This window comes from Prochlorococcus marinus XMU1408 (genome assembly GCF_003208055.1).
Lineage (GTDB): Bacteria > Cyanobacteriota > Cyanobacteriia > PCC-6307 > Cyanobiaceae > Prochlorococcus_B > Prochlorococcus_B marinus_A.
This window is the reverse complement of record NZ_QJUE01000004.1, coordinates 49,822-70,102: the sequence shown is the minus strand read 5'-3', so window position 1 is coordinate 70,102 and position 20,281 is coordinate 49,822. Positions and strand designations below refer to the sequence as shown.

The 20,281-nt window shown below is 33.6% G+C and carries 16 protein-coding genes and 1 tRNA gene; 6 read left to right on the top strand and 11 right to left on the bottom strand.

Going from position 1 to position 20,281, the window contains the following annotated elements; genetic code table 11:
* Positions 1-5 precede the first annotated feature (5 nt).
* The 6 genes from DNJ73_RS06195 to DNJ73_RS06170 form a co-directional block, all read right to left on the bottom strand.
* A complete protein-coding gene (locus tag DNJ73_RS06195) occupies positions 6-1,373 on the bottom strand; it encodes a cobyrinate a,c-diamide synthase (protein WP_158466850.1) in 1,368 nt (455 codons plus the stop codon).
* 12 nt (positions 1,374-1,385) lie between these two features.
* Positions 1,386-2,693 (bottom strand): glucose-6-phosphate dehydrogenase assembly protein OpcA, encoded by a 1,308-nt coding sequence (locus tag DNJ73_RS06190; RefSeq protein WP_158466849.1) that lies wholly within the window; start codon positions 2,691-2,693, stop codon positions 1,386-1,388.
* A gap of 38 nt (positions 2,694-2,731) precedes the next feature.
* Positions 2,732-4,255 (bottom strand): glucose-6-phosphate dehydrogenase, encoded by a 1,524-nt coding sequence (gene zwf, locus DNJ73_RS06185; protein ID WP_158466848.1) that lies wholly within the window; start codon positions 4,253-4,255, stop codon positions 2,732-2,734.
* 174 nt (positions 4,256-4,429) lie between these two features.
* Positions 4,430-5,563 (bottom strand): FAD-binding oxidoreductase, encoded by a 1,134-nt coding sequence (locus DNJ73_RS06180; protein ID WP_158466847.1) that lies wholly within the window; start codon positions 5,561-5,563, stop codon positions 4,430-4,432.
* 319 nt (positions 5,564-5,882) lie between these two features.
* Positions 5,883-5,955: transfer RNA gene (locus DNJ73_RS06175), tRNA-Glu, on the bottom strand.
* 48 nt (positions 5,956-6,003) lie between these two features.
* Positions 6,004-7,149, bottom strand: coding sequence for a histidine kinase (locus DNJ73_RS06170; RefSeq protein ID WP_158466846.1), 1,146 nt, complete (start codon positions 7,147-7,149; stop codon positions 6,004-6,006).
* Positions 7,150-7,257: 108 nt separating this feature from the next.
* On the opposite strand from DNJ73_RS06170, the gene DNJ73_RS06165 reads away from it, so the two are divergent.
* The 3 genes from DNJ73_RS06165 (at position 7,258) to pepN (ending at position 11,041) form a co-directional block, all read left to right on the top strand.
* Complete coding sequence (locus DNJ73_RS06165) at positions 7,258-7,815, top strand: hypothetical protein (RefSeq protein ID WP_158466845.1); 558 nt, start codon at positions 7,258-7,260, stop codon at positions 7,813-7,815.
* A 124-nt stretch (positions 7,816-7,939) separates the two neighbouring features.
* The gene (locus DNJ73_RS06160) at positions 7,940-8,392 is read left to right on the top strand and encodes a Villin headpiece domain-containing protein (protein WP_158466844.1); all 453 of its coding nucleotides are present in this window, start codon (positions 7,940-7,942) and stop codon (positions 8,390-8,392) included.
* A gap of 33 nt (positions 8,393-8,425) precedes the next feature.
* Entirely contained in the window at positions 8,426-11,041 is a 2,616-nt protein-coding gene (gene pepN, locus DNJ73_RS06155) for an aminopeptidase N (protein WP_158466843.1), read from the top strand.
* A gap of 9 nt (positions 11,042-11,050) precedes the next feature.
* Here the strand turns inward: pepN and DNJ73_RS06150 are convergent, their stop codons facing one another.
* Complete coding sequence (locus DNJ73_RS06150; protein WP_158466842.1) at positions 11,051-12,046, bottom strand: ribose-phosphate pyrophosphokinase; 996 nt, start codon at positions 12,044-12,046, stop codon at positions 11,051-11,053.
* Between the two features lie 767 nt (positions 12,047-12,813).
* On the opposite strand from DNJ73_RS06150, the gene malQ reads away from it, so the two are divergent.
* Positions 12,814-14,304: a 4-alpha-glucanotransferase gene (gene malQ / locus DNJ73_RS06145; RefSeq protein WP_158466841.1), complete on the top strand. Its 1,491-nt coding sequence runs from the start codon at positions 12,814-12,816 to the stop codon at positions 14,302-14,304.
* A gap of 16 nt (positions 14,305-14,320) precedes the next feature.
* Here malQ and DNJ73_RS06140 read toward each other — a convergent pair whose 3' ends face one another.
* The 4 genes from DNJ73_RS06140 to DNJ73_RS06125 form a co-directional block, all read right to left on the bottom strand.
* Positions 14,321-14,839, bottom strand: coding sequence for a helix-turn-helix domain-containing protein (locus DNJ73_RS06140; RefSeq protein ID WP_158466840.1), 519 nt, complete (start codon positions 14,837-14,839; stop codon positions 14,321-14,323).
* 15 nt (positions 14,840-14,854) lie between these two features.
* Positions 14,855-15,568 (bottom strand): pseudouridine synthase, encoded by a 714-nt coding sequence (locus tag DNJ73_RS06135; protein WP_158466839.1) that lies wholly within the window; start codon positions 15,566-15,568, stop codon positions 14,855-14,857.
* Positions 15,569-15,639: 71 nt separating this feature from the next.
* Positions 15,640-16,098, bottom strand: a complete 459-nt coding sequence (locus tag DNJ73_RS10110; protein WP_158466838.1) for a hypothetical protein — start codon at positions 16,096-16,098, stop codon at positions 15,640-15,642.
* 50 nt (positions 16,099-16,148) lie between these two features.
* Entirely contained in the window at positions 16,149-17,795 is a 1,647-nt protein-coding gene (locus DNJ73_RS06125; protein WP_158466837.1) for an ABC1 kinase family protein, read from the bottom strand.
* A 99-nt stretch (positions 17,796-17,894) separates the two neighbouring features.
* Between DNJ73_RS06125 and DNJ73_RS06120 the strand changes: the two genes are divergently transcribed.
* Positions 17,895-19,292: a lysine decarboxylase gene (locus DNJ73_RS06120; protein ID WP_158466836.1), complete on the top strand. Its 1,398-nt coding sequence runs from the start codon at positions 17,895-17,897 to the stop codon at positions 19,290-19,292.
* Between the two features lie 99 nt (positions 19,293-19,391).
* A complete protein-coding gene (locus tag DNJ73_RS06115) occupies positions 19,392-20,279 on the top strand; it encodes a phosphatidate cytidylyltransferase (RefSeq protein WP_158466835.1) in 888 nt (295 codons plus the stop codon).
* Positions 20,280-20,281: the final 2 nt, after the last annotated feature.

Sequence of the window (20,281 nt, the reverse complement as noted above, 5' to 3'; positions counted from 1 at the left end):
TTTTCTTAAGCTGATTCTTTGGAACAATTAATAACTGTTTTCTTCCAATTATTCAGAATCTCTGGAGAGCTTGCCCAATGAAGATGGATCCAGCTTGCATGAATTAAATGATTACAAAAACCTTCATTTTTTAATTCTATATTCCATCCCTTTATATCCCATAAGGGATTTATTTCTGAGTTATGTTTTTCATTAATTATTTCCCAACGATGAAATTCATGCCCAATTAGTTTATTACCAGGATCAATAACAGGACTTTTATTTTTACTTATTGCTTCTCGATAACCGATTTTTAGGTTTCCCTTTTTTGCCTTAAAAGGTAATATTCCAGCCATTGAATGTTCCTTCCCCTCTAAGTCAAATATACTTTTACCTAAAAGCATCATTCCTCCACATTCGGCATATATTGGAAATTTTTTTGCAAATATATTTATAGACTTCAAGCTGATTTTTGAGTTGCTTAATTGTTCTGCATGTTGCTCAGGAAAACCACCAGGAATTATTAATCCTTTTGCTTCGTTGGGAATTTGTTTGTTTTCAAGAGGCTTCCATCTAATAGTTGGCATCCCATTCTTTTCTAATAATTCTTTTGTTTCTTGATATCTAAAATGGAAAGCCTCATCTTCAGCGATGGCAATTGGGTGAACTAATCCTGAATCTTTCTTTGGTAAATAATTAATTATCTTATCTTGGGATTTATGAGGTAATAAAAGTTTTTTAAAACTTTCAACATCTAAATAATTTTTAGCTATGGATGCCCACTTTTTAACTTTTATATCTAAATTTTGAATCTCATGAATTGGAGCCAAGCCAAGATGCCTAGATGGAAGGTATAAGTCTTGACATTTAGGAATGCAACCTAAAGGTTTTACATTGATTTGAGAAAGGACTTCCAATAAAATTTTTTCGTGTCTGGGGGTTTGAACATTATTTAAAACAATTCCTTCAATTTTTAATTCCTTATCGTGTTCTTGGAAACCTTTTATTAATGCTGCTAGTGACGCAGCTTTCCCCCTGGCATCAACAATAAGGACTATTGGCAGGCCTAGAACTTTAGCTAATTCAGCTGTACTTCCTTTTGAGCTACTTCCAATTCCATCAAATAATCCCATTACCCCCTCAACTATAGAAAAATCAGTTAATCCTCCAAAGTGATTAAAACTTTCTTTCACCCATTTCTCACCAGAAAGAATTAAATCTAGATTTCTACAAGCTTTGTTTGATACTGCACTGAGTTGTTGAGGATCTAAATAATCTGGGCCAACTTTAAAAGGTTGAACTGTTTTTTTGATACTTTTTAACCAAGCAATCAAAAGGAGGCATAAAAGTGTTTTTCCACTATTACTAGAGCTAGCAGAAATTACGCATGCCATTTATTTACTAATCTATTCGTATTGATTAACTAAATTAAGTATTTCAATGGCTATTGGTGTAGCACTTGCAAGTAGTGGGCTTGTATTACCTCTGCTGCTAGATAGTAAACGAGCTACATCATTTTCTAAAGAACTTTTTTGTATGGGAACAACTTGCTCTATGAGTTCCATTCTTGCCATACCACCAGCTTCCAATCGCATGCATTCCCCAGATTCTGATGCAAGAATCACACATATATCATTTTTTTGTTTATTGTTATCTCTTGCAATGAGTCTCAGACCTACAATTTGACCTGGATTAATGCTTGGCTTACCTATTGGTAAAGAAGTCAAGCTAACTGCAACTATGGCCTTATCAGGACGGATAAAATTTACTTTTATATGATCTTTTTTTGATGATACACAATTTCGTAGTTTCCAATTGAGACGATCGGCTATCCATGCAGCTAACAAAAGACCTTGAACTGATTGAGAGCCTTGAATATCAATATCAATTTTTTCTAAATTATTAAGTACATTTCTTCTTTGAAGTGGATCAAATACCATTGCTAATGTTTCTCTCCAACCTCTTAGCCGAAGCCAATTTAGATCGTTTACTGCTTGTCCAGATTTGATCCTTTGAAGCAACAAACTTAAGCAGTCTGCAGGCTCCCCTAATGCAGTATCTATAATTAATCTTCTATTTGGCAGAGCTAGAGCCTTAAGGAAATCAGGAGCCTCGTCAATTCTTCCATTCCACCACAACCAGGATGGAAGTTCATCTGGAACAAGTGTCTCAACTATCTCAAGTCCATCATTAATTGCAGTTTTATTCCCTCTTAAAACAATAACGTCGCCGCAAGCCGATTTGCCTCCGCCTTCTTCGGGAAGTGGGCAATATGCCGCTACAAGAGTTTCTAAATTATTTTCTTTTTCAATTGTTGGTGCAATTGTTATTAATCTGCGTGGCTGCAAATTGCTGATTGAGGTATCAATGTGTTGTCCTCTAAGGTCCTCTACATCTCTTAAGAATTCTTTGCTTTCGATTGAAGATTGAACTCTAAAATCTAGTGGAGAAGTACTGTTAGGAAGCTCTCCATCTAAAATAATTTGTCTTGCAGCTTCTATTAGATCAACTCGTTGACTACCAACTATTGGTCCAGATAGTTTTCCACTTTTGACAAGTTTCTGTTCAATCCATGCTGGTTGCCAGATTATTAAACAAAAAGTGTTAGCTCCTTTATCTCCTCTTTCTTCATGAGCCCAGAGTTGATCAAGATAAGTTGGTATTTCAGCTGGGGGTAGCTGAAGAGGTGTTTGAAGTGTTAACTGAGGAGACATTTAATTAGGTTTAAATAAAAAATTAAGTTTCAATTTTTTCAGGGCCTTCTCCATAAAAGTTGATCTTTACCTATTAGTAAATCTGATTCAGTAGGGCCCCATGTCCTTGATTCATATTGATAAACAGGTAATTCCCAAGGGGAATCTTCAATCATTTCAAGCAAAGGAGTGTATAAACGCCAAGCAGCTTCTACTTCATCACTACGAGTAAACAAAGTGGGATCTCCTAGCATTGCATCAGCAAGAAGTCTTACATATCCTTCATCTGAAGGCTCGCCAAAGGATTCGTCATAGGAAAACTCCATATTTACAGGTCTACTTCTCATACCTGAACCAGGCGATTTGACTTCAAAACTAAATTCGGCACCTTCGTTGGGTTGAATCCTAAGAATTAATTGGTTTGAAGTAGGACAACCTCCTGCTGCATCAAAAAGATGAACAGGGGCTTCTCTAAAAGTTAGAACTACCTCGCTAAGCCTTTTTGCTAGTCGTTTACCGGTCCTTACATAAAAAGGGACTCCTTGCCACCTCCAATTATCTATGAATAGTTTCATAGCAACATATGTTTCAGTTGTGCTGTTTGGATTAACTCCTGGCTCTTCTCTATATCCAAGGAGTGGTTCTTCATTGCTACCTCCCTTTGAATATTGGCCTCTAACACAACATTCCCAAGGTTTTTCTTCATTGGCAAGTTTGGCTGCTTGAAGAACTTTGGCCTTTTCATTTCTTATGGCTTCTGGATCAAAATGTCCAGGGGGTTCCATTGCTGTAAGAGCAAGCATTTGAGTTAGATGGTTTTGAACCATGTCTCTTAGAGCTCCTGAAGATTCGTAATAACCAGCTCGATCTTCAACTCCAACTGTTTCGGAACTAGTAATTTGAACACTAGATATGTAATTCCTATTCCAAATAGGTTCAAAAATGGTGTTTGCAAATCTAAGAACTAGAATATTTTGAACAGTTTCTTTGCCTAAATAATGATCAATTCTAAATATCTGACTTTCTTGCGCACAGCTTTGAACGAGAGAATTAAGTGATTGCGCACTATTAAAGTCTCTTCCAAAAGGTTTTTCGATAACAACCCGACTTCTTTTGTGATCTTTCAATAATCCTGCGGCAGCTAAAGCTCTACATCCACTTCCATAGAATTTGGGAGAAACTGAAAGGTAAAAAGTTCGATTTCCATGAGTAGCTTTTAATTTATCAATTTTTTCAAGCCTTTCCCCGAGTTTTACTAGATGTTCTGGTTGCTGAAGGTCTACAGGTTCATAGAAAAGATTTTGAGCAAATAATTCCCATTCATTAGGACTTTCTTTTATTTGAGAAGAGAGAGCCTCTTCCATTTTTGATTTAAATATTTCATCTGTCCACGGTCTTCTTGCGCAGCCTAAAACTGCAAATTCACTTGGTAATCTTCTTTGTTTGAAGAGTTCAAATAAGGCAGGAACAAGTTTTCGATGTGTTAAATCCCCTGAAGCCCCAAAAATAACCAGACATTGAGGAGGTATTACTCGCTCTTGGCGAAGACCTATTCTCAATGGGTTTGTTACTGGCATGCTCATTGATACTTTCCTTGCCAATTAAATAATAAATATGTAATCCAAATTGCTTTAAAACATTCCTCAACCTTTTAGTGATGAAATGCTTAAAGAGAAAATTGAATTTTATTTATTAAATATATAAAAAAAATTCTAAAAGTAACGAATAATTATCGCTTTCCAGACTTTTTTCTTTATCTAGTATGTCTCAGCATGCCATCTACCTGCTTTTCTTAGTTTTGGTCTAAGTTCAGACCAATCTAAACCTTTAGCAGCAGCTGCAGTTGTCATTGCCTCATCAATTCCGGGCTCCATTCCTTTTAATCCACACAAATAAATATGAGTCTTGGGATTCTCAATCATATTGAATATTTCTTCTGCATGTTCAAGAACTCTGTCCTGAATATACATTCTTCCTCCTTTTGTATTCTTCTGTTCTCTACTGATTGCTTTTGTATATCTTAGATTCTCAGGGAATTTTGATTTGTAATGCTCAAAGTCATCATCGTAAAGCAAGTTTGAAGTTTTAGGTGCACCCATAAACAACCAAGCTTTGCCTTTGAAATTCCACTGATGCTTTTCAATTTCAGTAGGTTCAAACATTCTTCTTAAATATGCTCTCATAGGAGCTATGCCAGTACCCGTTGCAAGCATTATGATATTTGAATCTTCTTCTTCTGGAAGAAGCATTTCTTTGCCTACTGGTCCACTAATTTTTACTTTGTCTCCTGGAGAGAGATTGCATAAATAAGTAGAACAAACTCCATTTATTGTTTCACCATCTTTTTCATATTGCAGTTGGCGAACACATAAGGAAAGAGTATTTCCAGCAAAGTTATCGCCATATCTCGTACTAGCTATTGAATAAAGTCTTGGTCTGTGTGGTTTGCCTTTAGCATCTTCCCCCGCAGCAAGTATTCCACAACTTTGTCCCTCAACATATTTGAATTCAGGATCAGCTCCAGATAAATCAAAAGTTATGTGTTGAACTTTCCCAATCGCTCCTTCTTTGAGTGCTGAATAGTTTTCAGTTACTACTCCAGTGAAAGGTGCTTTAGGTTTATAGGTGTTTACTGGTACATCTGAATGGGGCTTCTTGGCAGGAGCAGCAGCTTTAGCAGGAGCAGCAGCTTTAGCAGGAGCAGCAGCTTTAGCAGGAGCAGCAGCAGCTTTAGCAGGAGCAGCAGCTTTGACTTTCTCGCTTAAAGCATTCTTGCCAGTTCGCAACATTGCACCAAATGTATATTGTCTGCGTATTAGATAGAAAAAACCAATGATGATAGGAATATGTGCAAGACCACCAATAACTACCTTTGTCTCTGAGTAAGCCATAAAAACTTAAATTAGAACGTGAGATTACCAAGAAGAGGTTACTTTTTAGCTGTTTTATCTTGATATTACTAATTTATTAGTTCACCTTTTGAGATCGTCACAAGTGGTTAATGCTCTTAGATCGTTTTTCTTGACTGAGATTAAAGGGATTTAATTTTTTCGTAAGCCATTATTAGTTTTCATACTAACTATTTTGTAATGAAAAAATTAATTTATAAATTGATCATTTCCTTTAAATAATCCTTAAAGATAAGAACGTTACCTTTCTAAAGATATTTTCCAATAAAAAAGGTTTGAAAATTCAAAAAATTTTATTTGATAGCCCCAAGGGGATTCGAACCCCTGTCGCCTCCGTGAAAGGGAGGTGTCCTAGGCCTCTAGACGATGGGGCCAAGTGCAGTGACTAATAAACTAGAAAGTAAATCAATCACAAATGAAAGTTACGGGCCCGCCTTGCCACTCGTCAAGGCTTCTTGATCCTTCTTTTGTCCTCGCCATACAGGAACGGTGAAATAGAAACATGCACCTTCAGTTGGTTTGGAAACTACCCAGATCTTTCCTCCATGCACTTCAACAATTCTTCTACAAACTGAAAGACCAATGCCAAAGCCGATAGTCTCTTGAGAAGTCTGAGGAAGTCTTACTCGATCAACAAATATTCTCTGTTGTTCTTCTGGGGGGATACCAGGTCCGTTATCTCGAACAATGACCTCAACCCATTGATTTGTTCTGTGAAGCATTGTTATAAAAATTTCACCTTCGTCCTCAGAAAATTTCAAAGCATTTTCTATTAGGTTCAATAAAACCTGCATCATTCTCCTCTGATCTGCGAAAACAGAGGGTAGATCAGCGGGAATATCTGTATTTATTTTTATCTTGCGATTAAGCCAAAGTTTTTCAAGCTCAAGAATTGCTTCAGCAGAAATATTTGCAAGATCAACTTTTTGAGGATTAAACAAAGTTTCCCAACGAGTACTGCCAACTTCCAATAAGTCCTTCGAAAGCAATTCAATTTCTTCTAGCCTTCTTTTTAGGACTTCTTGAAATTTATTCATGCTGATTTGCCCTAATTTTTGGCTTTGAAGTGCTAAACCTGCTGCGGTTAATGGTGTTCTTAATTCATGAGCAACCATTCTAAGTAGACTTTCTTGAGAATGTATTTTGTTAGTGAGCGTTTCGTTCTCCTGCCGAAGAACTAAAAGATCATCCTCAAGTAAAAGTTCTTTTTGTGTTTGATTTGATTCAATTGTTTTAGGCCTGAGACTTACTCCGATCCCCTTAATTATTCCTTCGTGTTGCCATCTAGGTAGCCAAGTTTTAAGTTGCTCAAAAATTGAACTACCAGCAAAAATTTGTTTTGGTGTAGGCTCTAATTTTATTAGTGCAGGAATAGCGACTAATCTGTAAAACTCAAGTAATTCAGGGTTCTCAGTTGGATCTGACAATTCAAGAGTTACGTTGAAACCACAATCTTCCCCTTCTAAAAATTCAATTAACGAGCGAATATCTCCCGTTGAGAGATGGTGACGTGATGCCACAAGCAACAGTTTTAACTGTCGTCTATCGGTAGCTTCGGCACTATTCACAGTGTCGAGCAATCTAAATAATTACGTATACCTTAAGGTAATGAGACTCATTTTAGGTATTAGCTAATAATTAAGTGAATACTTTTTTAATTTCTCCATCCCAGATAAATGGCTATTTCTTATTCATCTGGTATCGGGAAAACAAAAAACTCATCAGTAGGTATTGATAGACTTCGAATTGATTTTGATAGTAGTTTGAGAAGATGGTTTGGCAGAAATATTGGATTATGGCATTCAAAGAGGCAATATTTTTTTGACGAAGAGAAGGCTATTAATTTGGAAATGTACATTAATGTTGAAAAATTAATACAAAGCGATGCAACATTTGAAAGCTATCGGTTTACCTGGTGGTGCGAAGACAAAAAAGATTTTTTTATTAAAAAACCCACATATAAGAGTGAAGGTGAAATCACAGTCCGACTTCAAGGTCATCAACTAATTCGTGATAGTTCTTATTTGTCTAATTCTCCAGGGATATCAAACATAAGACAAGTTGATGAGCATGAATTGATCTTTGAGTCTAATTATGATAATTGGCATGTATTAGAACATACACGCTTGATAGATCAGGACAAATTTAGATCAAGAACTATTTATAGTTGGTTTAAAGATAAGTTGACGATAGTTGAAAACCATCATGAATTAAGGATTAAGAATCCCAACTGAGTAGTTGATTAAATCTATTTGCACAGACCTTCATACAATATTATGTTTTTGATTTGCAAGTGAAGAATTTTTGATTAATTCTTTGCTGCATAAGATCTTTACGAATTAAAATCACTTGAGAAAAATGAAAAACTCACCAAGAAAAAGGATCTTGGCTATATCTATTTTTTTTGCTTCAATACTTTTATCAAGTTGTAATTCTTCCATAAAGTCAGAGTCTAATCCAACTAATAACAATTCTAACAAAAATAATATTAATTTTAGTCCTGCGAGTCGTGAAGACATGAATTTATATAGGCAAATTGGCATTAGTTATTTCTGTCTTGCAAGGCAAGCAGAAGTTCAATTTTCAAAGTCAATTTCAATTGCTTCTAATAACTTTGCTTTATTAGTTTCTAAAAAACATGGAGGTCTTATAGAAGAGATAGGTGATAAAAAGTTGACTAATGAACAAATTTATCAAGGATCTTATTTGCAAGTGATTGAAGGAGCTATACAGCTTTGCCCGGATCAAGTCCCTGAAGAGGATAAGGAAAAATTTCTAGAAGCTGTAGAGAAATTAAATCAAAATAATTAAATTTATTTTTTATATTCAAAAAATTATTTAATAATGTTAACTCAAAAATCAATTAAATTATCAGATTATATTGAATATCCATTCTTAATACCAACTATAAATTTAGACTTTAATATTTGTAAGGAATATGTTTTTGTCCAAGTTTCGATGATAATCAAACCAAAGGCAAAACAAACTTCAAATCTTATTCTTCAAGGTAATCAAATTAAATTATTATCTATATCAATTAATGATGATGAATTGGCTCGGGCAGAATATATTCTTTCGGATAATCTTTTGGTTATTCATAATCCTCCACTATCTGAATTTGAATTAAAAATAAAATCTAAAATTGATCCTTTCAATAATACCTCATTAGAAGGCTTGTATTTAAGTTCTGGAATGCTTACTACCCAATGCGAAGCTGAAGGCTTTAGAAATATATGTTTTCATCCTGATAGACCTGATGTTTTAAGCAAATATACAGTAAGGATAGAAGCCGATAAACTCTCTTATCCTGTATTATTGTCAAATGGGAATATGAAATATTCTGATGATTTAAATAATAATAGACATGAAATTATTTGGGAAGATCCTTTCCCTAAACCTTGCTATTTATTTGCTTTAGTGGCTGGTGATTTAAACAAAGTATCTGATAAATATATAACAAATACTGGAAGACTAATTTCTATTAAAATATATGTTGAGCGTGGAGATGAAAAATATACACAACACGCTATAAGCTCACTAAAAAAAGCAATGAAATGGGATGAAGATAAATATGGCCTTGAGTATGATTTAGATGAATATAAGATTGTTGCCGTAAGACATTTTAATATGGGAGCAATGGAAAATAAGGGATTAAATATTTTTAATTCTAAATTGGTATTGGCTGATTCAAAAACTGCAACCGATGATGAATTAGAGAGGATAGAAAGTGTAATTGCCCATGAGTATTTTCATAATTGGACTGGTAATAGGATTACATGTCGAGATTGGTTTCAGCTATCTTTAAAGGAGGGATTGACAGTATTCAGAGACCAATCTTTTACTTCTGATCTTCATAATTCTGGTATAAAAAGAATCGAGGATGTTTCCTTTCTTCGAAACTTTCAGTTTGCGGAAGATAAGGGACCCACATCACATGCTGTGAAGCCTAAAGAATATGTTGCTATAGATAATTTTTATACAACGACAATATATGAAAAAGGTGCTGAGTTAATAAGAATGATTGAACTTTTAATTGGATCTGAAAAATTCATGAAAGGTTTTAAAAATTATATTGATACTTTCGATGGTTGTGCAGCTACTACAGAGGATTTCATTTCTTCAATAATAAAAGGTGCTTATGTTGAAGAAGAAAATTGTAATTTTGATGTTGAAAAATTTAAGAATTGGTATTACAAGTCAGGGACACCAAAGGTTTATATAAGTCAATCTTGGGATTCAAATAATTCAATTTTAAATGTTTCATTTGAACAAGTAATAGATCATGGTATGGCTAATGATAATGTTGAAATGGTTATCCCAATTCTTTATTCTTGTTATAGCAGTGAAAAAGAAGGCAAGACTTTTGCAAAGGATAATTTATTTGTATTAGATAAACATAAAAAGAATCTACAAATTAATATTTTATCTGATGAGAAGAAAACTCCTATTTTATCTATATTTAGACGATTCTCTTCTCCAGTTCTTTGGGAATCTGATTTATCAATAGATGACTATCTTTTCCTTTTTTTAAATGATAATGATTATTTTACAAGGTGGGATTCTGGTCAGTTTTTGATGCGTAAGATAATTAAATCTAGGATTGAAAATACAACAAATTATTCATTAGAAGATAGTTTTTATAATGCTATTAAACAGTCAATCAAATCTTTAGGAATAAATGATCCTTTTTTCTTAGCAAAGCTTTTAACAATACCTGGCTTTTCTGAGTTGGAATCTATGTTTAAAAAAGTAGACCCTATTTCTATTTATAAAGAGTCTGTAAACTTTGAAGTCGCAATTGGTAATAATATTCTTGAGGATTTAAGAATATTATCTGAACAAGTATTAGTAAATATTAACCAGGTGTGGCCCATGGGGAAAGGCGAGAGAAAAATATTAGGAACAATATGGACTTATTTAGCACTTGCAGGGGATATGAAAGTAAAAAGAATTTGTGTTGACTCAATCGCTAATTCTTCAATGACTATTTCAAGGGCAGCTCTTAATGCATTAAAGTCACTTGATTGCCCTGAAACAAAGGAAGCTTCTAATTTATTTTATGAAGCTTGGAGTGATAATCCGGTGGTTTTGGACTCATGGTTCTCTTATGAGGCCTCCAGGCCTAATAAACAAGGAATTGATATTATTGAGAATTTACTTTCTCATCCTAAATTTGATTGGAAGGCTCCTAATTCAATTCGTGCTGTTTTAGGAGGATTTAGTAAAAACATTGAATTATTTCATTCTTTAGATGGAAAAGGCTATTTGTTTATGGCAGAGAAATTAATAGAATTAGATAAAATTAATCCAATAACGGCTTCAAGAATAGTCAAAGTTTATAGTAAATGGAAATCTTATAAAGATAAAAATAAGGAAGAGATGTATAAAGCAATTATAAAAATAAATCAAGCAAATATATCATCGAATACTAAGGAGGTAGTCGAACTTATGTTGAAGTAATTTAGTAAATTATCTAAACATAGAACTTACAGAACTTTCTTCGTGAATTCTCCATATAGCTTCTCCAAGCATATTTGCAACTGATAAAACTTTTAATTGTGTGAAATGTTGATTATTTGGGACTGGAATACTGTTAGTTACAATAACTTGTTCAAAAAGATCCTTTTTTGAAAGTCTGTCATAAGCAGGTGGAGAGAATACAGCATGAGATGCACATGCAATAACTTTGTTTGCACCTTCTTTTCTTAATAATTCAGCTCCTGCACAAATAGTTCCACCAGTGTCAATCATATCATCAATTAATATGGCTGTTTTCCCAGAAACTTCTCCAATAACTGTAAGGCTTTCAGCCACATTATGACCTGAGCGCCTTTTATCAATAATCGCGAGGGGTGAATCTTTCATTTGTTTTGCAAAAGCTCTTGCTCTGGCCACGCCTCCTACGTCAGGAGAGACGACTACGATTTCTTCAAGCTGCATAGTTGATAAATAATCCACTAAAACTGGTGAACCATATATGTGATCACAGGGGATATCAAAATAACCTTGTATTTGAGCTGAATGTAAATCCATCGCAAGTACTCTATCAACGCCTGATTTGACAAGAATATTTGCTGTGAGTTTTGCGGTTATTGACTCCCTTCCTGCGGTTTTTCTGTCTGCTCTGGCATAACCAAAGTATGGTATTACGGCTGTAATTTGTCTTGCAGAAGCTCTTTTGCAAGCATCAACCATGATCATCAGCTCCATTAAACTGTCATTTACAGGAGCACAAGTTGGTTGTATTAGAAAGACATCGCATCCTCTAATTGATTGCTGGATTTGGACATAGAGCTCACCATCCGCAAATCTTTTTGAAACCAGAGGGACATTTGTTATCCCCATATATGTGGCAATCTCTTTGGCTAATGCTGTATTAGATGTCCCACTGATTAACCTGAGCCTATTAGTGTCATGAGTGAGACTAGTATTTTCAGGATGTGCTGCAGTGATAAAACTGGTCACGGTTCCACCGCAAGCAAGAAATTACATTTACTAATCTACCTTTATGTTCGTTACATGATCATGAAAAAACTGTTTTTTAATTAATTCTTTGGAGCTCTAATTTTCTCAGGTAAAGTAAGAAATCCTTGCAGCGTCTATTGTTTGGGGTCGTGACGTAATAGAAATCTTTTCATAAGAGTTTCCTTTTGAAAACTTTAGAATATGACCTGGTAATGGATAAATTCTTCTAAATGAAGAAGATGCATGGAAATTCCCATGCATGGGAGCATGGTTGGAGGAATACAGGGTTTAATATATACCTATTAGTTTTTTTGATAAATCATTTACTTTAGGAGATACTTCTTGATCAATGTTTTTAACTTATTCATTATTGAAAGCGTTATTTGTTTCTTTTGCTTGTGTCTAAAAGTCGGAGGAATTTGAGAGGAAGATTAAAAAAGTCCTTTTCTAGTTTTGATGGCTTCATTCAGAAGCCAATGAAGTCACATCAAAAATAATCTAATTAAAGGAAAAAGGGACATTAAAGTTGTAGCTTTTATCTAGGAAAAACCTTGTTTTTTTATTGAATAATTTAATTCATATTTTTATTATAAATTTGTTGTTTAGTTAAAGAGAAACTTTAAGTAAGCTCTATACCATAAATTGAATTTCCAAGATATTTAACTAAAAGATTTTCTATTTCGATTCGCGATTAATTTTGAATCTATTAAAAAAATAGCTTTATTAGTATTTCTTTTCTATTTTTCAGGCATAACACAAAGTGAAAATTGGAAAGAAATTCAGGAATCCTACTTCATCCAACCTCATTACCTGATAGCCCTATTTGCGGTACTTTTGGAAGCCCAGCTAGAGCATGGCTTAATGGCCTAGCTGAAAATGGAATAGGAGTATGGCAATTTCTGCCTCTCGCACCCCCAGATCCTCTAGGTTCCCCATATAGTTCTCCTTCTAGTTTCGCTTTTAATCCTTGGTTCCTAGATGAAAATGATTTAGTGAGAGATGGCTTTTTAGCTGGAAATATAAAAAAATTTGCCTCTGAATTTGAGGGTTTTGAAAAAAGAGTTGATTTTCAATTAGCTAATTCAAAAGTTAAAGTTTTAAGTTCTTCTTTGATTGATAATTGGGAAAAACAAGATACTACTATTAAAGAGGAATTTGAATTTTGGTGTAAAAAGCAATTTTGGTTAGATGATCATTCCATTTTCATGGAATTAAGGATTCAGAATAATAATCTTCCATGGTGGGAATGGCCTGAAAATTTTGCTGTATATGATAAGCATGAATTAGCAGAATGGAAAATAGATTATCAAAAAGAGTTATTAGGTCATAACCTGATCCAATGGCATTTAGATAGGCAGTGGAAATCAATAAGAAAACTTGCAAATAAATTAGGAATTTTTTTATTTGGAGATGTTCCTTTTTATGTATCTAAAGACAGTGCAGATGTATGGAGTAATCGATCATTATTTTCTATTTTAACCACTTCAGAGACATACCTTCAAAGTGGAGTCCCTCCTGATTATTTTTCTGAGACTGGACAACTTTGGGGAAATCCTGTTTATCGTTGGAGCAGGCATAAGGCAAATAAATACAGATGGTGGAGAAAAAGAATTTCAAGACACTTAGATCAGGTTGATTTTTTACGTCTTGATCATTTTCGTGCTTTAGAAGCTTTTTGGGCTATTCCCGGAAAAGACAAAACAGCAGAGAATGGATTTTGGTTGCCCTCTCCTGGAAAGGAGATACTTGGTTTAATAAAAAAAGATTGTGGAGGCTCACTTCCTCTAGTTGCAGAAGATTTAGGTCTTATAACTTCAAAAGTTGAAAAGTTAAGAGATGATTATGAATTGGCTGGAATGAAGATACTCCAATTTGCTTTTGATGGGAATTTAAATAATCCCTATTTACCAGAGAATATTAAAGATGAAAATTGGATTGTTTATACAGGAACTCACGATAATTCAACTTCTCTTGGTTGGTGGAAAGAAATAGATCAAGATAAAAAAGAACAAATTAAAAATATTATTCGTGATTCTGATAACTTTTCTTCTTGGGACTTGATTAGTGTTGGAATGAATACGAGAGCAAAACTATTCGTAGCTCCTATGCAAGATTTATTAAATCTTGATGATTGTTCTCGATTAAATAAGCCTGGAACAATCGAAGGGAATTGGTCATGGCGATTAAACAAATATGATTTAAATATAAAAGAGGCTTTGTACAAATATGGTAATTTAGCTAAAAGATATAAACGTTGAATATTTTAAATAATAGCTATTGATTTATATCTTCATTCGGTTTCTCAGGATCATTTAGGATAATTGGTTCAGTGGATATACTATGTATCTTTAGAAGGTATTCTTGTTGGAAATTTATTGCAAATATTGATAAAAGCATAGTAATAATATATAATAAACTCCCAACCCAGCTATTTAGAAAGTCTATATTTATAAAATTAAATTTAAATTTAGATAGACTATTTACAGTAACTTTTTGGTTTAATAGACCATTTAAACTTCCTTTCTCTAACTTAAGCTCAATTTCAAGTTTTTTGATCATTGAAATTAAATATGTTGCTTCTGGGAGATATTTTTTCCATCCATTTTCTATTGCTATTAGTACATTCTTTGAGATCTTTGTCTTCTCTGACAATTCTTCTAATGAAACTTCAAATTTCTTTCTTTGAGATTTAAATAGATTTATTGCTTTTAAAAAATCATAATCAGGATCTGGTTCGTCATGCAAATTTGACAAGTTTGATGATTTCTTTTTAAACGGAAATGTTAAAGCCATAAAATTATTATAATTCTAATTAAGAATCGAAATCCATTCGCTTGAGTTTAATTCACGCCATTTCCCTTCTTGTAAGCCATTCAATTTTATATTTGCGATCGCTATCCGTTGTAGATCCTTGACAGGATGTCCAAAAATGGCAGCTAATTTTCTGATTTGTCGATTACGCCCCTCTTTCATCGTCACTTTAAGAAGTGTTTTATTGTTCATAACTTCTTTCACTTTTATAGTCGCTGGCATTGTCATTTTTCCATCAAGTGATATTCCTTTCCTCCAATTATCTAAAATTAATTGACTAGGTTGGCCACTTACCCAAACAAGATATGTTTTTGTATGTGAGTACTTGGGATGAGTAAGTCTCAGAGTTAATTCTCCATTGTTAGTCAACAGAATTGCTCCTCTGCTATATGAATCTAATCGACCTACAGGATGTATGCCATGACGAAGATGTTCAGGGATTAAGCTTAATATTGTTTCCCTTCCATGATTATCTTTACAGCTAGATATTATTCCAGGAGGTTTGTTTAATAGTATAACTTTATAATTAACCTTATCAGGTAGATCTTTACCATCAACTAAAATATGATCAGATAAAGGATCAGCTTTCTCTCCGATAATTGCTTTTCTACCATTTAAAGTAACTCTACCTTGTTTAATTAGTGAATCAGCTTTTCGTCTTGATAAAAGGCCTGATTCAGATATTATTTTTTGTAGTCTACTAAGTGACATTAAATTTAAATTAAATTTCTCATTTTAATATTAACCTAATTAAAATTGAAGACTAGAGATAATATTTTTTATTAGAAAAAATCATCTATTTCCTTAATCGTTCCATTCTCTACTTGAACCAATAAATCTTTAATGGCTTTCCACATGCTTAAGCCGAAAAGTATGGAAATTATTGATGAAAATATAAGCGATTTAATTATTGAGAAGTTTATTATACTCAAGGCACTTACGAAAATAATTGTTAGGCCTGTAAAGAATGAAAACCAACTTGACATAGTTCTGGGGTTTTCCAGCGGTAGAGGAGATATTTTTTCTGCTGACCAATTACGTAATTTAGATTTCATTATATCGGCAAATATTAATCCAGACATTAGACAAATAAATGCCCCACAAGAAATCCAAAAAACTGGATCTTCAATGGGTTTTATTTGTTGATAATCAGAAATAAATTCATCTATATTTGAAATGTCCGCATTTTCTATATTAATAGTTATGAATGTGAGTAGATCTAGAATATTGTTGATAAACATTCTTAATATTTTGATTTAAGCTTTTAATTATTGTATTTTAAACTTATCAACTATGCAACTTGTGTATTATTTTGTTTTAAAATGCCCGAAGCCATTTTTAAGGGATTAAATGTTTTTCGTACTAATTTGATTAATTGCTTCATATCTTTTGTATCTATTTTCTCATCTTTAATAATACTCATTAATAAGTTTTTTCTAACCAATGAGCCTCTAGAACTAGTTAATAGTTTAAGACCTGCACCTGCTACAGGAATTAGCTCTTTTGCAGGTGTAGTTGAGTCTTGAACTAATACATCAAATAAATTCTCTACTCGCTCAACTCTTATATGACCATTCTGATCAAATATTACGTCTAAAAGTATGTTTAACATCTCATTTGTATCTGAAGTTAGTAATCTTTTGGCTACATAAGGATATGCCAAGTCAATAATTTTGAAATCAGGATCAAGTCTTAAGGCAAGTCCCTCTTGACTAATTACTGCTCTGATAATTAAGGCAAATCTTGCAGGAACTCTAAAAGGGTAATCAAACATTAACTCTGAAAATTTATTAGTAATTTCTTTGAAGTTAAATGAGGCAACATCTTTTCCAATTGCACTTCCTAGAACTTCCTTTAAGACAGGTACTAGTGGTTTTAAATCTTGTTCTGCACTTAGGAAACCAAGCTTTTGAAAATCTTTAGCTACAGCATAAAAATCATTATTAATAAGGTGAACAATTGCACCCGTAAGAGTTAATCTATCTTCTTCTGATATTGAATCCATCATTCCAAAATCAACGTAGGCTATATTCCCTAAATCACCATTATTTCCTTTAAGAGCGAACATGTTTCCTGGATGAGGGTCTGCATGAAAATAACCGAACTCCAACAATTGTTGAATTCCACTGATAACACCAGTTCTAATTATTTTTGATGGATTTAAATTATTTGTAATTAATTCTTTTCTATCTTTTAATTTTGTACCATCAATCCAGCTTGTGGTTAATACTTTTACGGATGATAAATGTCTTTCTACTTTTGGTATCGTAACTGCTTTGTTTTCGTGAAAAAGGGTAGAAAATTTCTCAGCATTCTTTGCTTCTTTTTTGTAATCAACTTCATCAAATAAACTTCTTCCAAATTCATCAATTATTTCACCTAACCCGAATCCAAGATTTAAAGGTAGTATTGGCGCACTTAGTACACCCAGTATTTTAATAATTACAATATCTCTTCTAATGTTAAAAATCAGAAGAGGTCTCTGGACTTTTACTGCTACCCAATAGTTTTTGCTTAACCTGGCTTTATATACTTGTCCAAGACTGGCTGAGGCTATTGGTGTTGATGGGAATTCTTCAAAAAGATGATTTGCTGGCCTCCCAAGCTCATTTTCAATAATTTCAAGTGCTTTTTCGTGAGAAAAAGCTGGTAAGTTGTCTTGTAAGTTTGTTAATTCCTCTAGCCAATCTTTTCTAATTAGATCTGGCCTTGTAGATAGTGCTTGGCCTACTTTTATAAAACAAGGACCAAGACCAACAAGTGTATTAAGAAGAAATTTAGCGAGACTCTTTTGGGTCTTTTGATCAGTACTAGAACCTTGAAAAATAAGTCTTGCTAAAAGAAGAGATATAGCGCCGACAATCTGAATAAATCTAGGTACTAAAATCCATGGCCTTAAGATTAACCAGATTAAATCTCTTTTGAAATCGTATTTCATGTGTTCATCATAAGTTCTGTTAGCTAACTCATTAATACCTTCTTTTGATTTGCTTACTCATTAATTATTTACATTAAGTTTAGGGATTTCTTTTTTTCTATGGGGTTGATTACCTTGCTTTCTGGTAATAAAAGTGAAAACCTTTTTTTACCAGCGCATGGGAGAGGGAATTCTCTTCCTAAAAAGCTTAGAAAGCTCCTAAAGCTAAGACCTGGCATTTGGGATTTACCGGAGCTTTTTGAAATTGGTGGACCATTGATTGGTGAAGGAGCAGTAGCAGAAAGTCAAAAGTCTTCTGCTTCTGAAGTGGGAGTTGATAGATGTTGGTACGGAGTTAACGGTGCTACGGGTTTACTTCAAAGCTCACTTTTGGCGCTGGCTCGTCCTGGTCAAGCTGTTCTTATGCCCAGGAATATCCATAAAAGCTGTATTCAAGCATGCTTGTTTGGAGGATTAACACCGATTCTTTTTGATGTTCCTTTTCTATCTGATCGTGGTCATGCTTATATTTTTGATAGGAGTTGGTTACAGAGGGTTTTTATAAAAGCAAAAGAATTAGAAGAAGATATAGCTGCAGTCGTTTTAGTTAACCCTTCTTATCAAGGATATTCTGCCGATATGGAACCTTTGATTAAAGAGGTTCACTCTCACTCTTTACCAGTTTTGGTTGATGAGGCTCATGGTGGCTATCTAGTAAGTCAAATCAGAGCAGATTTACCTAAGTCGGCTTTAACTTTAGGTGCAGATCTTGTTGTTCATTCTCTACATAAATCTGCACCTGGTTTAGTTCAATCCGCAGTTTTATGGTCGCAAGGGGACAAGGTTGATCCATTTAAAATCGAGAGAAGTATAGAGTTGCTTCAAACTTCAAGCCCTAGCTCTCTTTTATTAGCTTCTTGTGAAAGCTCAATCAAGGAACTCATAGAACCGAAAGGACAAAAGAAATTGAATGCTCGAATTGAAGAAGCTGAGTCTTTATCGGAATTTCTGATTAGCCATGATGTACCTCTTCTTCAAAATAGTGACCCACTAAGACTTATTCTCCATACCTCAAAATACGGCTTAAGTGGCATTGAAGTTGATAAAAAGTTTATAGATAAAAGAATAATTGGTGAATTAGCTGAGCCAGGAACATTAACTTTTTGCCTTGGGTTCTCTTCACATAAGGGATTGAAAAAAAAATTTGTAAGAGTTTGGAATGAAATCTTAAAATCTTCTAATAGTCAACAAAAATTTTCTTTATTTAAAAGACCACCTTTTAATGTCGTTTCTAAGCCATTGAATCCATGCTCTTCTTCTTGGGGTTCGAATTTTGAGAGTGTTAGTCTTAAGGAATCTATAGGAAGAATTTCAGTTGATATGGTTTGCCCTTATCCTCCAGGAATACCTTTATTGGTGCCTGGTGAAGTTTTGGACAAAGCTCGTGTTGATTGGTTGGTGGAGCAAAGATGCTTTTGGCCAGATCAAATTTCAGATTTTGTAAGAGTTATTTCTTGATTAATAATATGTATTTATCAGCTATAATGAAATTTATTATTAGCAAACCTTTCAAAGTATGTTTTATATAAGAAAGCTATATTTTCTACATCTAATTTAATGTCCTTAGCTGTTTCAAAAAAAAGATTATTAAGTGGACTTTTAGTAGGTGCTTTTGGGATCTTAATTGTATCTCTTGGTAATTGGTGGTTCTCTATATCATTAAGTATAATTGTCCATATGGCACTCTTAGAATTCTTTCGGATGACAGAATTTACAGGGATAAGACCAGCTACTAAGACAACATTAGTGGCCTGTCAAATATTACTTTTTTTTACTCAATTATCTTCTCGTGGATATGTTTCTATTGAGATTTCAGATGCAATTTTACCATTATCTGGAGCTGCTATTTGTTGCTGGTTATTGCTTCAACCAGTTACAGGTTCAATTGCTGATATAGCAGCATCAATTTTCGGGTTATTTTATTTGGGTTTTTTGCCTAGTCATTGGATTAAATTGAGAAATCTCTTAGAGTCTGATTTAAAAAATAATCTACATTTGATACCTCCTGATTGGTCATCATCTATTACATTTGGAATGCTAATAACCTTTTCTACATGCCTGATGATAGTTGGATTTGATATAGGCTCTTATTTTGTAGGTAAGAAGTTTGGGAATCATTCACTATCTCCTATTTCACCCTCTAAAACCATTGAAGGTGTTTTTGGTGGATTATTTTTTTCAATATTAATTGGAGCACTTTGCGGCTATTTACTTAGGTGGAAATTTGGAATCTTTATTGGTATCTTTATTGGTATTTTAGTGGCCTTGTTTTCTCTCGTCGGAGACTTGACTGAATCAATGATGAAAAGAAATGCTGGATTAAAAGATTCAGGTGACTTTTTACCTGGTCATGGAGGAATTCTCGATAGAATAGACAGCTATTTATTTACTCCTGCTATAGTTTTTTACATAGTGATTTTGCTATCACCATTAATCATCTCATAGAT

Coding starts and splice junctions, on each gene's coding strand:
- zwf (WP_158466848.1), bottom strand. CDS start 4,255: ATGAGCATGCCAGTAACAAACCCATTGAGAATAGGTCTTCGCCAAGAG.
- DNJ73_RS06165 (WP_158466845.1), top strand. CDS start 7,258: ATGGCTATTTCTTATTCATCTGGTATCGGGAAAACAAAAAACTCATCA.
- DNJ73_RS06115 (WP_158466835.1), top strand. CDS start 19,392: ATGTCCTTAGCTGTTTCAAAAAAAAGATTATTAAGTGGACTTTTAGTA.
- DNJ73_RS06190 (WP_158466849.1), bottom strand. CDS start 2,693: ATGTCTCCTCAGTTAACACTTCAAACACCTCTTCAGCTACCCCCAGCT.
- DNJ73_RS06140 (WP_158466840.1), bottom strand. CDS start 14,839: ATGGCTTTAACATTTCCGTTTAAAAAGAAATCATCAAACTTGTCAAAT.
- DNJ73_RS06180 (WP_158466847.1), bottom strand. CDS start 5,563: ATGGCTTACTCAGAGACAAAGGTAGTTATTGGTGGTCTTGCACATATT.
- DNJ73_RS06125 (WP_158466837.1), bottom strand. CDS start 17,795: ATGAAATACGATTTCAAAAGAGATTTAATCTGGTTAATCTTAAGGCCA.
- DNJ73_RS06120 (WP_158466836.1), top strand. CDS start 17,895: ATGGGGTTGATTACCTTGCTTTCTGGTAATAAAAGTGAAAACCTTTTT.
- DNJ73_RS06195 (WP_158466850.1), bottom strand. CDS start 1,373: ATGGCATGCGTAATTTCTGCTAGCTCTAGTAATAGTGGAAAAACACTT.
- DNJ73_RS06160 (WP_158466844.1), top strand. CDS start 7,940: ATGAAAAACTCACCAAGAAAAAGGATCTTGGCTATATCTATTTTTTTT.
- DNJ73_RS10110 (WP_158466838.1), bottom strand. CDS start 16,098: ATGTTTATCAACAATATTCTAGATCTACTCACATTCATAACTATTAAT.
- pepN (WP_158466843.1), top strand. CDS start 8,426: ATGTTAACTCAAAAATCAATTAAATTATCAGATTATATTGAATATCCA.
- DNJ73_RS06135 (WP_158466839.1), bottom strand. CDS start 15,568: ATGTCACTTAGTAGACTACAAAAAATAATATCTGAATCAGGCCTTTTA.